We start from the raw sequence: 14,475 nt of genomic DNA on the forward strand, positions 1-14,475 counted from the left end.
CGGCTCAGCGACGGACGAGCGCCAGCACCTCGTCCCGCACCCGGGCCAGTGCCGCCGGGTCCGCCGCCTCGGCGTTGAGGCGCAGCAGCGGTTCGGTGTTCGAGGGGCGCAGGTTGAACCACCAGCCGGGGGTGGAGACGGTCAGGCCGTCGAGTTCGTCGACGGTGGCCTCCGGGCGCCCGGCGAAGTGGGCGCGTACGGCCGCGAGGGCGGAACCGGGGTCGGTGACCGCGGTGTTGATCTCTCCCGACGCCGCGTAGCGCTGGTAGCGCTCGACCAGGCGGGACAGCGGCTCCGGCTGCGAGCCGAGGGCGGCGATGACGTGGAGCGCGGCGAGCATGCCGGTGTCCGCGTTGTAGAAGTCGTGGAAGTAGTAGTGCGCCGAGTGCTCACCCCCGAACACCGCCTGCGTACGGGCCATTTCGGCCTTGATGAAGGAGTGGCCCACGCGCGTGCGGACCGGGGTGCCGCCGAGCTCGCGGACCACCTCGGGCACGGTCCGCGACGTGATCAGGTTGTGCAGCACGGTGCTTCCCGGGTGGTCGGCCAGCAGCCGGGCGGCGATCAGCGCGGTGATCGCGGACGGGCTCACCGCCTCGCCGCGTTCGTCGACCACGAAACAGCGGTCGGCGTCGCCGTCGAAGGCCAGGCCCAGGTCGGCCCCCGTGTCCCGGACGAGGCGCTGCAGGTCGACGATGTTGGTGGGTTCGAGTGGGTTGGCCTCGTGGTGGGGGAAGGTGCCGTCGAGTTCGAAGTACAGCGGGACGAGCTCCACCGGTACGGCCTCGAAGACGGCCGGCACGGTCAGGCCGCTCATGCCGTTGCCGGCGTCCACCGCGATGCGCAGCGGGCGGAGCGCGCTGACGTCGACCAGGTTCAGCAGGTGGGAGGCGTACTCCTTCAGCATGTCCCGCCGGCCGACCGAGCCCGTGGGGCGGCGCGCCGCGGGCAGTTCCTCGCCGGACGACCAGCGTTCGACGAGCGTGCGGATGGCGGGCAGCCCGGTGTCCTTGCCGATCGGCGCCGCGCCGGCCCGGCACATCTTGATGCCGTTGTAGCGGGCCGGGTTGTGGCTGGCCGTGAACATCGCGCCGGGCAGGTGCAGGGAGCCGCTGGCGAAGTACAGCTCGTCCGTCGAGCACAGGCCGATCTCGGTGACGTCGGCGCCCTGCCCGGCGGCACCCTCCGCGAAGGCACGGGCCAGCCCGGGCGAGCTGGGCCGCATGTCGTGACCGGTGACGACGGCGTCCGCGCCGGTCGTCTCGACGAAGGCGGCGCCGAACAGCCGGGCCAGTTCCTCGTCGAGCTGGTCCGGGACGATGCCGCGGACGTCGTAGGCCTTCACCACGGCGGACAGGTCGACGCCGGGTCGGTCGTTCATCGGGGGTACTCCTCGTGGATCATCCATACGGCCGTGTCCTGCGGGACCGTGCGGCCGTCGAGCGGTGCGCTGGACAGCAGCACCCGGGCGCCGTCGTCCAACGGGACGGGGCGCGAAGAGAAGTTGATCAGGCAGCGCAGCCGCGCCGACCGGTCGAAGGCGAACCACGAGCCGTCCGCCGGGCCCTGGACGCGCAGCACGGTGTCCGCGGCGGGATGGTCGCGGCGCAGCCGCAGTGCCGCCCGGTAGAGCGTGAGCATGGAGTCCTCGTCGTCCTGCTGTGCCGCGACGGTGAGTTCGGCCCAGTCGGCGGGCTGCGGGAGCCAGCAGTCCTCGGGCGCTGCCGCGCCGAACCCGTACGGCGGGGCGGTGCCGGACCAGGGGAGCGGCACCCGGCAGCCGTCGCGTCCGCGGTGGCGGTGCTCGGAGCGTTCCCACAGGGGGTCGCGGATCCGGTCGTCCGGGATGTCGGCCTGCGGCAGGCCCAACTCCTCGCCCTGGAAGACGTAGGCCGCGCCGGGCAGGGCCAGCATCAGCAGAGCCGCCGCCCGGGCGCGCCGCTCACCCAGGCGGCCGCCGCCGTACCGGGTGACGGGACGGACCGCGTCATGGCTGGAGAGGACCCAGGTGACGGGAGCGCCCACGGCCCGCATGGCGCGCACCGACTCCTCGACCACCTCGTGCAGCGCCGCTCCGTCCCAAGGGCATTCCAGGAAGGCGAAGTTGAAGGTCTGCTGCATCTCGCCCGGAGCGACGTAGCGGGCCAGCCGCTCCCGGTCGAAGATGCCCGCCTCGGCCACCATCACCCGCTCGTGCGGGGCCACTGCGCCCGGGGGCGCGGGGTGGTGGTCCAGCAGGGTGCGCCAGTTCCGGAAGAGCGGGTGCAGCTCCTCCTGGTCGTAGTAGGGCATGAGGTGGTTGCGGTGGACGTCCTGGTGCTGACCGGGGCCGGCGTCGGGCAGGCCGTCGGCCTTGAACAGGGTGTGGGCCACGTCGACGCGGAAGCCGTCGACACCGTGGTCCAGCCAGTGCTTCAGGACCCGCTCGAACTCCGCGACCACTTCCGGATGGCGCCAGTCGAGGTCCGGCTGCTCCGGCGCGTGCAGGTGCAGGTACCACTGTCCGGGCAGGCCGTCCGCCTCCTCGACACGGGTCCAGGCGGGGCCGCCGAAGGCGGACTGCCAGTCGTTGGGCGGCAGTTCGCCCTTTTCGCCGCGCCCTTCCCGGAACAGGTACCGCTGCCGGGCCGGGGAGTCCGGCGCGGCGGCGAGCGCCGCACGGAACCAAGGATGCTGGTCGGAGGTGTGGTTGGGGACCACGTCCACCAGGACCTTGATCCCGAGGGCGTGGGCCCTCTCCACCAGGGCGTCGAAGTCGGCCGGTGTGCCGAGGTCCGCCGCGACGCCGGTGTGGTCGGCGATGTCGTAACCGCCGTCCGCCAGCGGCGAGGGGTAGAAGGGGGTGATCCACACGGCGTCGACGCCGAGCTGTGCCAGGTGGTCCAAGTGGGCGGTGGCGCCGGGCAGATCACCGGTGCCGTCGCCGTTGCCGTCCGCGAAGGCGCGCGGGTGGATCTCGTAGCAGACCGCCTCCCGCCACCACGGGACGGGACCGGTGGGTTCGGGCACTCCCGTCATCGGGCATCTCCGTCCGTCATCGGGTACCTCCGACGGGTACGGGGGAGGTCAGGGACACCGTGCTGCCGCTCTGCGCGGACCGGGTCGCCGCCCGGGCCACGGCCACCGCGGACCGCCCGGCCGCGGCGTCGGCCTGCGGGGTGCCGCCGTGCACCGCGCAGTGCAGAAGGTCCGTCATGGCGGCCCGCACGCTCTCGGCGTACACGTGCTGCTTGCGGTCCTCCCCGCCCAGGTCCACGACGCAGTCGACCCGGTGCGGGACGCTGCGCGCGACACCCCGGCCGCGGGCCGGCCGGGCGGAGCCGGCGTCGCGCGTCACGGACACCGTGATGCGCTCCTGGCCGTGCGGCCGCAGCCCGGGAATCGCGAGCAGTTCCGCGGCCCGTGCGGGCAGCGCCTCCCAGCGTGCGGCGCCCGCCTCGTCGGTCCACGCGGTGATCGTGGCGTACGTCGGGATCCAGCCGGTGACGCGGGCCTCGGCGAAGCCGTAGTCGAGCCGCATGAGCTGGCGTTCGGCGCGGTGGGCGTGGGTGAAGGAGTGGGTATGGGTGGCGACCGCGCCCCCGGGATGGACGGCGGTGGCCACCACGATGTCCACCGGCCCGTCCTCCCGCCGCACCTCGGTGCCCTGCACCTGGAGCGGCTCGCTGCCCATCAGCGCGTTGGCCGCGTCGAAGAAGTGGACGCCGTGCTCGACGTGGATGCCGCCGCTGTGCTCCGGGTCCCAGAACCAGTGGCCGGCGCCGAGGTCCTCGTCGGAGGCGTCGTTCTCGAAGGCGAACCGCCGCAGCGGGTCCAGGAGTTGCTCCTGGCCGAGGCGCGCCAGCAGCCGCAGGACCGGGTTGTAGCGCAGCACGTGGTCGACCACGAACACGCCGTCCGAGTGGCGGCCGACCGCCTCGACGCGCGCGGCGTCCTCGACGGTGAGCGCCATGGGCTTCTCGCAGAGGACGTGCTTGCCGGCCCGGAGGGCGGTCACCGCGGCGTCCGCGTGCGCGGCCGGCGGGGTGGCCAGGACGACCACGTCGACGTCCGGCAGTGCGGCCACCTCCTCCACGCTCGTGCGGACGGCCGCGCCGTACCGGCCTGCGAGCGCCTGCGCCCGCCGCCGGTCGGCGTCGGCGCAGGCGGCGACGCGGACACCGGGGATGTCGCGCACCGCGTCCAGCACGAACATGCCGAAGGCTCCGCAGCCGACCAGCGCCACGCCGTGCCCGGAGGGGCGGGGGCTCATTCGGACCGGTCCAGGCGGGCCACGCCGATGTGCGCGTCCGCCATGCCGTAGAAGACGTAGCGCACGTCGTCGATCTCCTCGATCGCGGTCGGGAAGACGACGTTGGGCACGGTGCCGGAACGTTCCTCTTCGGTCTCGGGGGCCATCAGCGGCTCCGAGGTGCGGGCGATGACCCGGCTGGGGTCGGCGGGGTCAAGGATCATCGCGCCCGCCGCGTAGTTGACCGTCTGCGCCTGCGCGAAGGGGTCCTCGATGGTGCCGGAGACGCCGTGGTGGATCAGCAGCCACCCCTCGTCGACCCGGATCGGAGCCGGCCCGGCGCCGATCTTGAGCTCTTCCCAGGAGTACTCGGACAGGGCGACCAGGCGGTGGTGGCGCGGCCGCGTCAGGGCGCCCAGGTCCTGCTTGACCTCGTCGACGGGCACGTAGGAGATCCAGATGCCGGGGCGCTCGTCGCTCAGGCCGGCGGGCAGGTGCACGCCCTCGCCGGGACGGAACCAGCCCAGGTCCCACATCGGCCGGTGCAGCATGGCGTAGCACATCGCACCGTCCGGGCCCGGCACGGGCTCGGGGAAGTGCACGACGTCCTTGTTGGGGAACAGGTTGAGGTCGGTGTCCAGGTCGGGCTGGTAGGCGAACTGCAGGGGGCCGAGGCGCTCCCAGCGGACCAGGTCCTCCGAGACGGCGAGGGCGGGCTTGGGCCCGAGCGGCCCGTAGGCCACGTACGACATGACGTGCAGGCCCAGGTCCTCGATCCAGGTGGTGCGCGGATCCTCGACTCCGGCGTTGTTCTTGCCGCGCTCCCAGCCGGCGTCGGGTGCGAGGACCACGCCGCGGCGCTCGACGCCGGTGGGCACGCCGTCGACCAGGGTGACCTCGGCGAGGCCGACACGGGAGACGTTGCCCTCGGAGACGAGCCGCGGCAGCAGGTGCAGCGTGCCGTCGGGTGTGCGGCCGGACGCCGGGTTGAGCACGCCCTCGGCCTCGTTCGCCTCGCCGGGCAGCGGGGACATCACGACGCCGACTCGGGTCAGGGTGTAGGGGACATGGGCGGTGGTGCTGTGGGACACGAAGTTCAGCCCTTCGTTGCTGAGTCGATGTCGGTGGAGTTGAAACGGCTCTGGAAGAGGAGGTAGAGGGCCACCGCGGGCGCGGCCAGGACGCAGGCTCCGGCGAGGATGGCACCGAAGGGGTTGGCGGCGGCGGAGGCCACGGTGCTGATGTAGTTGGCCAGCGAGACGGCCAGTGGCTGCATGTCCTGCCGCTTGGTCACCAGGAACGGCCAGAGGAACTCGTTCCAGGGCCCGGTGAAGCTGAGCAGCACGACCGACATCAGGGCCGGCTTGCACAGCGGCAGCGCGATGCGGAACAGGATCTGCAGCTCGCCGGCGCCGTCGATGCGGGCCGCCTCGAACATCGCGGCCGGCAGTTGCAGGAAGAACTGCCGGAAGATGAACACGGCACTGGTGTTGATCGCGAACGGCAGGATCATGCCGAGGTAGGAGTCGGCGAGACCGTAGTCGCGGACGATCAGCACGTACAGCGGGATCAGCAGCAGCTGGAACGGCACCACCTGGACCAGCAGGACCAGGGCGAACGTCGAGCCGCGGCCGCGGAAGTGCAGCCGGGCCAGTGCGTAGCCCGCGAGCAGGCCGAACACGGTGGTGCAGATGATCACGCCGCCGGTGAAGATGCCGGAGTTGACCAGCGAACGGCCCAGCGAGATCGCGGAGTCGATCGCCGCGTAGTTGTGCAGGCTCAGGTTGGAGGGGTCGGGGAACGCCCCGGAGGGGCTGGCGTCGGGCTCCTTCTGGAGGGAGCCGATGATCATGTAGTAGAAGGGGAAGAGGAAGGCGAACGCGCCGATCAGCAGGGCGATGCGGGAGCCGATCGACCGGGTGCGGGGCCGCGCGGCGTGCCCGGTGGTGCGGCGCCCGCCGGTGGGCGGGGCTGCGACGTCGGTGGTCATCTCAGTCCCTCTCCACGAGGCGTCGGTACGCGAGCGAGATGGCGGTGATCAGCACGACGAGGATCACTCCGATCGCTGCCGCCTCGTCCGGATGGCCCTGCTGCAGTCCCCGCTGATACATGAGCAGGACGGGCGAGGTCGTCGCGCCGTCGGGGCCGCCGCCGCTGGTGAGCAGATAGGGCTCGGTGAAGAGGTTGGCGCCGGTGATGGTGGCCAGGATCAGCACCAGGAGGGTGGCCGGGCGCACCGCGGGAACGGTGATCGAGCGGAAGATGCGCAGCCGCCCGGCGCCGTCGATGGCCGCCGACTCGTACAGCTCCTGGGGCACGTTCTGCAGGGCCGACAGGTACAGCACCACGAAGAAGCCCAGTTGCTTCCAGGCCACGAAGACGGCCACGACCGGCATGGCGAGGTGGGAGTTGACCAGCCAGGACGGACTCGGCGCCAGCGGGCCGAGCGCCTGGTTGACCAGGCCGTCGCTGTTGAACAGGAACAGCCACACACCGACGACCGCGACGCTGGCCGTGATGTAGGGGATGTAGTACGCCGTGCGGAAGAAGGACCGGAAGGGGAGCTTCTTGTTGAGCGCGTTGGCCAGGACCAGCGAACCGACGGCGGTCAGCGGCACGTTGATGACCAGGAAGACGGCGATGTTGAGGAACGAGCGCCATACCTCGGGGTCGGTCAGCACCGTCGTGTAGTTGGCCAGGCCCACGAAGGGCCGGTCGACCTGGACGCCGGGCGCGGTGAAGAAGTAGTCGTGGAAGGACATCCACACCGCGAAGCCGAGGGGATAGACGAAGATCGCGGCGAGGTAGAGCAGGTACGGGGAGACGAACAGCATGCCGATGGGCTGATGGCCGCCCAGCCGCAGCCGCCACCGCTGCCGGGGCGCGGGTGACTTCACCGTGGTCCCGGCGGCGGGCCGGCCCCGGCGGACGTCAGACGTGGTGGAGGACATGACGGTCGCTCACTGGTCCTGCGCCAGCTTGTCCACCTTGGCCGCCGCGTCCTTGAGGGCCGCGGCGAGGTCACCCTTGCCGAAGATGACGGCCTTCGTGTACGCGTCGCGGAAGGTCTGCCAGACCTCGACGGAGTTCGGCACGTTGGGGGCCTCGACGGTGTGCTCCGCCTGCTGCGCGAAGACCTTGTAGTCCGGGTGCGAGGCGAAGTAGGACGGGTAGGCGCTCGCCAGGTCGGCGCGCATGGGCATCTGCCCGGTCGCGTCCAGCAGCTTGCCGTCCTGCTCCTTGCTGGTGGCGAACTTCATGACGTCCCAGGCCGTCCCGCGGTTCTTGCAGGAGCTGTACATGCCGATGGACTTCTCGTCGCTGAAGGTGCCCTTGCCGGCGGCACCGTCCGAGGTGGGAACCGGTACGGCGCCCCACTTGACCTTGTCGCCGTAGACGGAGATCGCCCACGGGCCGACCGTGGCCATGGCCGCCTTGCCGTCGGCGAAGGCGTCGCCGTTGTACTTCTCGTTCGGCGCCAGGCCCTCGGCGTACATGGTCTTCCACAGCTGGGCGGCCTTGAGGCCGTCGGCCGAGGCGAACTGCGCCTTGCCGTCCTCGACCAGCTGCTTGCCGGTCTGCGCCGTGAACATCGGGTAGTAGTCGAACCAGGACTGGTAGAACTCGGAGGACGGAGCCGGCCAGATCGCGGCCTTGGCGGCCTTGGCCGCCACCAGCTTGCGCGAGGTGTCGAGGAAGTCCTGGTAGCTGGCGAGCTTGGGGTGCTCCGGGTTGAGCCCGGCCTTCTTGAACAGCTCCTTGTTGTAGAAGATCATCACCGGGTTGCTCTTCCACGGCATCTGGTAGTACTTGCCGTCCGGCGACGCGTACTGCGACAGCCGGTCGCCGACGCGCGCCTGCAGGTACTTCTTGCCGTCGGGGAAGTCGTCGAGCGGAACGAGACCGCCCTGCTTCTGGAACCCGGGCACGGCGGCCGGGGCGGTGTTGAGGATCAGGCAGGGCGCGTTGCCGGCGGTGATCGCCGCCCCGATGACCTCTTCGGAGCTCTTGCCCGCGGGGATCTCCTGGGCGGTGATCTTCTCCTTGGGGTGGGCGGCGTTCCACTGGCCCACCATCTTCTTGCCCCACGCGACTTCCTGCGCGTTGTTGGAGTACCAGATCGTGATCGGGCCGCGGGAGTCGTTGGAGGCGCCGGAGTCGGATCCGCCGCTGCCGCACGCGCTGAGCGTCAGGGCGGCCACCGGCAGCAGGGCGAAGAGGGCCTTCTTCATTGGAGGTTCCGTTTCTTACGGGGGAATCGCTTGCGGTACGGCTCGGCCGGTGGGGCGTGTCCCGTCCCGTCCCGGGGAGGGGGCGCGGCGGCCTGCCGCGGGTCTCAGCGGACCGGCGCGGGGCCGGTGGAGGCCCGCACCACCAGGGCGGCGGGCTCGAGCTCCACGTCGGCGGTGGTTCCGGTCTCGATCAGTTCCACCAGCGCCTGGGCGGACGCCCGGCCCCAGGAGACGGGGTTGGCGCGGCAGGTCGTCAGCGGGGGGCTGGTGTAGGACGCGAGCGGCACGTCGTCGAAGCCGACCACCGACAGGTCCTCGGGCAGCCGCAGCCCGCAGGCCTGGGCGACCGCCATCCCGGCCGTGGCCGAGAGGTCGTTGCCGTAGACGATGGCGGTCGGCGGTGTCGGCCGGTCGAGCAGCATGCGGGTGGCCCGTGCTCCGCCCTCGGCGGTGAAGCCGCCCGGCAGTAACGTCCCCTCGGGCAGGCCGGCCTCGGCCAGGGCGTCGCTCCAGGCCTGGCGGCGGCGCCGGGCGTGCACGAACTCGTCGGGGCCGGCGACGTAGGCGATGTCGCGGTGTCCCAGGCCGGCGAGGTGGCGTACGGCCTCGCGGACGGCGGGACGGTCGTCGAGGTTGACGGTCGGCAGGCCGGTGGGGGCACCCGCTCCCACGGCGACGGCCGGCAGGCCGAGCTCGGCGACCAGCGCCGGACGGCAGTCGTCGGTGCGCAGGTCGGTGAGGAGCACGCCGTCCACACGGTGGTCGGCGGCCAGCCTGCGGTAGGTGTCGACCTCGTTCTCGGGGCGGCTCATCTGCAGCATGAGACCGTCGCCGGTCTCCGAGATGACCGTCTCGATGCCCGCCATGAAGGCGGGGAAGAACGGGTCGGTGCCGATGAGCTCGGCCTCGCGGGCCAGGACCAGGCCGACCGCGCGGACCCGGCCCGTGGACAGCGCCCGGGCGCTGGAGCTCGGCGTCCACCCCAGCTCCTCGGCCGCGGAGCGGACGCGCTGCTGGGTGTCCACGGCCACGCCGGGGCGGTTGTTCAGGACGAAGGACACGGTCGCACGAGAGACCCCCGCCAGCTTCGCCACGTCGGCGATCGTGGGACGTCGGGCCATGTGCACACCGCTTTCTTCCGAGCAGCCGGGCACGGGCCCCTCCGGAGACGGGGCACCGTGCGGGGCGTCGAGCCGGCGTTTAAACCGGTTTGAATGGACGCCCCGTAGCCTCGGCGCTCGAGTCGCGGAAAGTCAATAGCTCGAAAGAAACTGTCCGGTTTGCTGCTCTTTCCTCCAGGATGGTCGTTCTGTTCCGGCCGGGCCCGGCGGGGGCGGCGGTGGCGGGATCCGCGAGGGGCGGGACCTGTGCGGCGTCACGGTCAGCTGCATGTCGAGCGCTTTTCGTAAACGCCGACAGGTCATGACCGGGGGCAATCCCGATCCTGTGACGGGACCGTTGGAAAAGCCCCCGCTCGGGAATCTCAGGGATTCCGGACGGGCCTTGTCCGATCCGTTCGGGGGCGCCTTCCGGCAGGCGGCCGACTCGTGACTCATCCGCCGCACGCGGCGCGAATCTTGTAGAACGTGCTGAGGTATTTCGAGTGATACGACGCGCTGGCGATCCGTACGATCGCCTCGTCGGCCGAGCGCAGTGACGACCCGGTCATGTTCGCGCTGCCGGTGTAGACCCGGGGCGTGATGTCGCCGTCGTAGGACCCGTCGATCAGCATTTCCTTGTTGTGCGGCCGCACGTCGATGCCGGGGCCGTTGGGGATGCTGCAGCGGCGGTGCTGGATGCCCGCGGCGTCCAGCCGGCTGGTGATCGCCGAGTCGGTCTCGGCGTAGAGGATGTCGATCCAGCAGCCCCGTCCGCGCAGTTGGGCCAGCTTGTCGGCGACCTGGCGGCGGGAGCCGAAGAAGCTGTGGGTCACGATGCGGACGTCGGTCTGGTGCTTCTTTCCGTCCGCACCGGTGTAGGAGCAGCTGAGCTGGTTCAGTACGCCGACGATCGTGTCGGTGGCCGGGTTGTAGTACGACGAGTCGCCGCGCGGGAAGAAGTAGGCGCGATAGGTCGACCCGCTGGGCGTGGAGAAATAGGCGTGATTGTTGCCGCCGGCGAGAGAGCGCCCTTTGCGGAGCATCTCGTGATACGTGGCATAGCCGTTGTACACCGCGCTGTCGGCGAAAGTGACGGAGTCGTTGAAGGACTCGACCTTGTACCAGTCGCCGAGGTTCGAGGACGTCTGGAATACCACCTTCGCATAACTGGTGCCGTCGTCGAAGGGCCCGATCTTCGAGAAGATGAAGAACTTGTTGTGGGCGTAGGCGGGTTGGGGCGGAGCGACACTCAGGCAACCGCGGCTGACGTCGTCCACGCCGTCCGCGTCCTCGAACTTGTCGTCGCAGACGACCATCCAGGAACGGGCGGAGTCGTTCGTGCCGAGCCCGGACTTGAGGGCCTGGAAAGCCGGGTTGACGTACTCGGCCCCGTTGCCGCCCACGTACGAGGAGTCGTCGACGACGAGCTTGACGTCGACGCCGCGCGAGTTCGCGGCGAGCAGGGCGTTCGCCACCCCGAGGTCGTTGAACTCGTACATCGAGCCGCGGATCTGCTCACCCGCCGGCGTGGCGTCGATCAGCCGGATGAGCTGGGTGAAGATCGCCTCCTGCTGCTCCGGCGTGCCGAGCGGGTCGTTGAACACCGGCCCGTTGACGACCGGTTTCACGGGCGCGGCGGTCGCCGGCGTCGCCTGGCCGACGAGCAGGGTGAACACGAGCGGCAGCACGGCGGCTGCGACGGTAAGCACGGTACGGACATGCCGGAACAGGCGAGGCCCCACGGGCGTACGGGTCATCGTCGACGCTTTCCTGTGTGCGGTGGGGGCGAGCGGGGGCACGGGTCGCCGGCGTGAGATCACTGTGCCCAGGAAGACCGAAATGTCATCCTGGGTTAGGCGCATCGGGGTAATCCGTGCGCCGTGTGAGTGACGCCGCCGCCTGGTCCGGCCCGGTCAGTGGGCGCGCAGGCCGTGCCCGCGGAACTGCGCGCGGACCCGCTCGACGAGTGCCGGGTCCGGCGTGGGTGTGTCACGCAGCGGGAAAGGAATGCCCAGCGCGTCGTACTTGTGGGCGCCGAGCTTGTGGAACGGCAGGATGTCGACCCGGTCGACGTTGCCCAGCCCGGCCAGGAACGCCCCGAGACCGTCGACCGCGGCCGGGTCGTCGGTCCAGCCGGGCACGAGGACGTAGCGGATCCACACCGGCACGCCGAGCCGGTCCAGGCGGGTGGCGAAGTTGAGGGTCGGCGCGAGATCGCCGCCGGTCAGCTTCCGGTAGGTGCGTACGTCGAAGGACTTGACGTCCAGCAGGACCAGATCGGTGTCGGCGAGCAGATCGTCGCTCGCGCGGGCCCCGAGGAAACCGGACGTGTCCAGTGCCGTGTGCAGACCTGCCTCCTTGCAGCGGCGGAGAAGGGCGGCCGTGAACGCGGGCTGCAGCAGGGCCTCCCCGCCGGTGAGCGTCACCCCTCCGCCGGCCGTGGCGAGGAAGGGCCGGTACCGGTCGATCTCGCCCATCACGTCGTCGACGGTGGCCCGTTGGCCGTCCCGCATGCGCCAGGTGTCGGGGTTGGCGCAGTACAGGCAGCGCAGCGGGCAGCCGCTGAGGAAGAGCACGAACCGGGTCCCGGGACCGTCCACCCCCGTGGACAGGTCCCAGGAGTGGATGCGGCCCGTGACCGGTTCGACGGTGGTGCTCACAGCGCACCGTGGAAGGTGCGGCTGATGACGTCGAGCTGCTGCTCGCGGGTGAGGCGGACGAAGTTGACCGCATAGCCGGACACCCGGACCGTCAACTCCGGGTAGTTCTCCGGGTGTTCCATGGCGTCCTCCAGGGTGGCCCGGTCCAGTACGTTGACGTTCATGTGGAAACCGCCGGAGGCCATGTACGCGTCGAGGATGCCGGTCAGATGCCCCGCCCGCTCGGCCGGGTCGTGCCCCAGTCCCTCGGGGGTGATCGTCGTGGTGAGCGAGATGCCGTCGCGGGCCAGCTCGTACGGCAGCTTCGCCACCGACAGCGCGGAGGCGGCCACGCCGTGCCGGTCGCGGCTGTTCATCGGGTTGGCGCCGGGCGCGAACGGGGCGCCGGCGCGGCGGCCGTCTGGGGTGTTGCCGGTGTGCTTGCCGTACACCACGTTGGAGGTGATGGTCAGCACCGACTGGGTGTGCTCGGCGTCCCGGTAGGTGGGCTGCCGGCGCACCTTCGCCATGAACGACTCCACCAGGCCCACCGCCAGCAGGTCCACGCGGTCGTCGTTGTTGCCGTACGCCGGGAACCCGCCCTCGACCTCGTAGTCGACGGCGAGCCCCGAGGCGTCCCGGACGACCTTCACGCGGGCGTGCCTGACCGCCGAGAGGCTGTCGGCCGCCACCGAGAGGCCCGCGATGCCGCAGGCCATGAAGCGGTGCACGGGGTGGTCGTGCAGCGCCATCTCGATGCGCTCGTAGGCGTACTTGTCGTGCATGTAGTGGATGACGTTGAGCGCGTTGACGTACGTCGCCGCCAGCCAGTCCAGCACGCGGTCGTACGCCGCCGACAGCTCCTCGTAGTCGAGGTACTCGCCGGTCAGGGCGGGCATCGGGGGTGTGATCTGCTCGCCGGTCATCTCGTCGCGGCCGCCGTTGACCGCGTAGAGCAGGGCCTTGGCGAGGTTGACGCGGGCGCCGAAGAACTGCATCTGCCGGCCCACGGCCATGGCTGAGACGCAGCAGGCGATCGCGGTGTCGTCGCCCGTGCGCGGGCGCATCAGGTCGTCCGACTCGTACTGGATGGCGCTGGTGTCGATGGAGACCCGGGCGCAGAACTCCTTGAATCCGGCGGGGAGCCGGGGAGACCACAGCACGGTCAGGTTGGGTTCGGGCGCCGGTCCGAGGTTGTAGAGGGTCTGCAGGAAGCGGAAGGAGGTGCGGGTGACCAGCGGCCGCCCGTCCTCGCCGATGCCCCCGATGGACTCCGTCACCCAGGTGGGGTCGCCGGAGAACAGGGCGTCGTACTCGGGCGTGCGCAGGAACCGGACGATCCGCAGCTTGATCACGAAGTCGTCGATCAGCTCCTGGGCGCGCGCCTCGTCCAAGACGCCCTGCTCCAGGTCGCGTTGGAGGTACACGTCCAGGAAGGTGGAGGTGCGGCCCAGCGACATCGCGGCGCCGTTCTGCTCCTTCACCGCGGCCAGGAAGCCGAGATACAGCCACTGGACGGCCTCGTGCGCGGTCGCCGCCGGGCGGGAGACGTCGCACCCGTAGGAGGTCGCCATCTTGGTGAGCTCGCCCAACGCCCTTATCTGCTCGGCCAGTTCTTCCCGGTCGCGGATGACGTCCGGGGTGGAGGGCTGCCCGTCCAGCCGGGCCCGCTCGGACCGCTTGCTCTCGATCAGCCGGCCGGTGCCGTAGAGCGCGACGCGCCGGTAGTCGCCGATGATCCGACCACGGCCGTAGGCGTCGGGCAGACCGGTGATGATGCCGGCCTTGCGGGCGGCGCGCATCTCGGGGGTGTAGGCGTCGAAGACACCGTCGTTGTGCGTCTTGCGATAGGTGCTGAAGACGCGCGTGACGAAGGGGTCGGCCTGGTAGCCGTACGCCTTCAGCCCGTTCTGCACCATCCGCAGGCCGCCGTTGGGCATGATGGCGCGGCGCAGCGGGGCGTCGGTCTGCAGGCCGACGATCAGTTCGCGGTCCCGGTCGATGAAGCCCGGCCGGTGCGAGGTGATGGTGGACGGCAGGCCCGGGTCGACGTCGAGGATGCCGCGGCGCCGCTCCTCGGGGAACAGCCGGGCGACCTTGCCCCACACGGCGAGCGTACGCTCGGTCGGACCGGCCAGGAACGACGCGTCGCCTTCGTACGGGGTGTAGTTGGCCTGGATGAAGTCGCGTACGTCGATGTGCTCGCGCCAGTGGGTACCGGCGAAGTCTCGCCCTGCCTCGGTGGTCGCCCGGACTCCATCAGTGAAGGTTGG

General features: G+C 70.8%; 11 protein-coding genes. All 11 read right to left on the reverse strand.

Features of this window, described 5'->3' with window-relative positions; genetic code table 11:
• Positions 1–4 precede the first annotated feature (4 nt).
• Positions 5–1,381, reverse strand: coding sequence for a phosphomannomutase/phosphoglucomutase (locus ACFU97_RS18805; protein WP_384257562.1), 1,377 nt, complete (start codon positions 1,379–1,381; stop codon positions 5–7).
• On the reverse strand, positions 1,378–3,018 hold the full coding sequence (locus ACFU97_RS18810) for a glycoside hydrolase family 13 protein (RefSeq protein WP_384257563.1): 1,641 nt from the start codon (positions 3,016–3,018) through the stop codon (positions 1,378–1,380). Before ACFU97_RS18810 ends, ACFU97_RS18805 begins: the two co-directional genes overlap by 4 nt.
• A 16-nt stretch (positions 3,019–3,034) precedes the next feature.
• Positions 3,035–4,252 (reverse strand): Gfo/Idh/MocA family protein, encoded by a 1,218-nt coding sequence (locus tag ACFU97_RS18815; RefSeq protein ID WP_384257566.1) that lies wholly within the window; start codon positions 4,250–4,252, stop codon positions 3,035–3,037.
• A complete protein-coding gene (locus tag ACFU97_RS18820) occupies positions 4,249–5,322 on the reverse strand; it encodes a glycosidase (protein WP_384257568.1) in 1,074 nt (357 codons plus the stop codon). Before ACFU97_RS18820 ends, ACFU97_RS18815 begins: the two co-directional genes overlap by 4 nt.
• 5 nt (positions 5,323–5,327) lie before the next feature.
• Positions 5,328–6,221, reverse strand: a complete 894-nt coding sequence (locus ACFU97_RS18825) for a carbohydrate ABC transporter permease (protein ID WP_384257570.1) — start codon at positions 6,219–6,221, stop codon at positions 5,328–5,330.
• 1 nt (position 6,222) lies between these two features.
• Positions 6,223–7,182, reverse strand: coding sequence for a carbohydrate ABC transporter permease (locus tag ACFU97_RS18830; protein ID WP_384257573.1), 960 nt, complete (start codon positions 7,180–7,182; stop codon positions 6,223–6,225).
• A gap of 9 nt (positions 7,183–7,191) precedes the next feature.
• Positions 7,192–8,463: an extracellular solute-binding protein gene (locus ACFU97_RS18835; RefSeq protein WP_384257575.1), complete on the reverse strand. Its 1,272-nt coding sequence runs from the start codon at positions 8,461–8,463 to the stop codon at positions 7,192–7,194.
• 104 nt (positions 8,464–8,567) lie between these two features.
• Positions 8,568–9,584, reverse strand: a complete 1,017-nt coding sequence (locus ACFU97_RS18840; RefSeq protein ID WP_384257577.1) for a LacI family DNA-binding transcriptional regulator — start codon at positions 9,582–9,584, stop codon at positions 8,568–8,570.
• A 431-nt stretch (positions 9,585–10,015) separates the two neighbouring features.
• The gene (locus ACFU97_RS18845; protein ID WP_384257580.1) at positions 10,016–11,272 is read right to left on the reverse strand and encodes a phosphatidylserine/phosphatidylglycerophosphate/cardiolipin synthase family protein; all 1,257 of its coding nucleotides are present in this window, start codon (positions 11,270–11,272) and stop codon (positions 10,016–10,018) included.
• Between the two features lie 204 nt (positions 11,273–11,476).
• On the reverse strand, positions 11,477–12,223 hold the full coding sequence (pflA, locus tag ACFU97_RS18850) for a pyruvate formate-lyase-activating protein (protein ID WP_384257582.1): 747 nt from the start codon (positions 12,221–12,223) through the stop codon (positions 11,477–11,479).
• On the reverse strand, positions 12,220–14,475 hold a 2,256-nt coding region (pflB, locus tag ACFU97_RS18855; protein ID WP_384257584.1), incomplete at its 5' end, for a formate C-acetyltransferase. The genes pflA and pflB, both read right to left, overlap by 4 nt.

The sequence above is a fragment of the Streptomyces sp. NPDC057616 genome (genome assembly GCF_042800575.1).
In the GTDB taxonomy this organism is placed as follows: Bacteria; Actinomycetota; Actinomycetes; order Streptomycetales; family Streptomycetaceae; genus Streptomyces.

Coding starts and splice junctions, on each gene's coding strand:
- ACFU97_RS18805 (WP_384257562.1), bottom strand. CDS start 1,381: ATGAACGACCGACCCGGCGTCGACCTGTCCGCCGTGGTGAAGGCCTAC.
- ACFU97_RS18810 (WP_384257563.1), bottom strand. CDS start 3,018: ATGACGGGAGTGCCCGAACCCACCGGTCCCGTCCCGTGGTGGCGGGAG.
- ACFU97_RS18815 (WP_384257566.1), bottom strand. CDS start 4,252: ATGAGCCCCCGCCCCTCCGGGCACGGCGTGGCGCTGGTCGGCTGCGGA.
- ACFU97_RS18825 (WP_384257570.1), bottom strand. CDS start 6,221: ATGACCACCGACGTCGCAGCCCCGCCCACCGGCGGGCGCCGCACCACC.
- ACFU97_RS18830 (WP_384257573.1), bottom strand. CDS start 7,182: ATGTCCTCCACCACGTCTGACGTCCGCCGGGGCCGGCCCGCCGCCGGG.
- ACFU97_RS18835 (WP_384257575.1), bottom strand. CDS start 8,463: ATGAAGAAGGCCCTCTTCGCCCTGCTGCCGGTGGCCGCCCTGACGCTC.
- ACFU97_RS18840 (WP_384257577.1), bottom strand. CDS start 9,584: ATGGCCCGACGTCCCACGATCGCCGACGTGGCGAAGCTGGCGGGGGTC.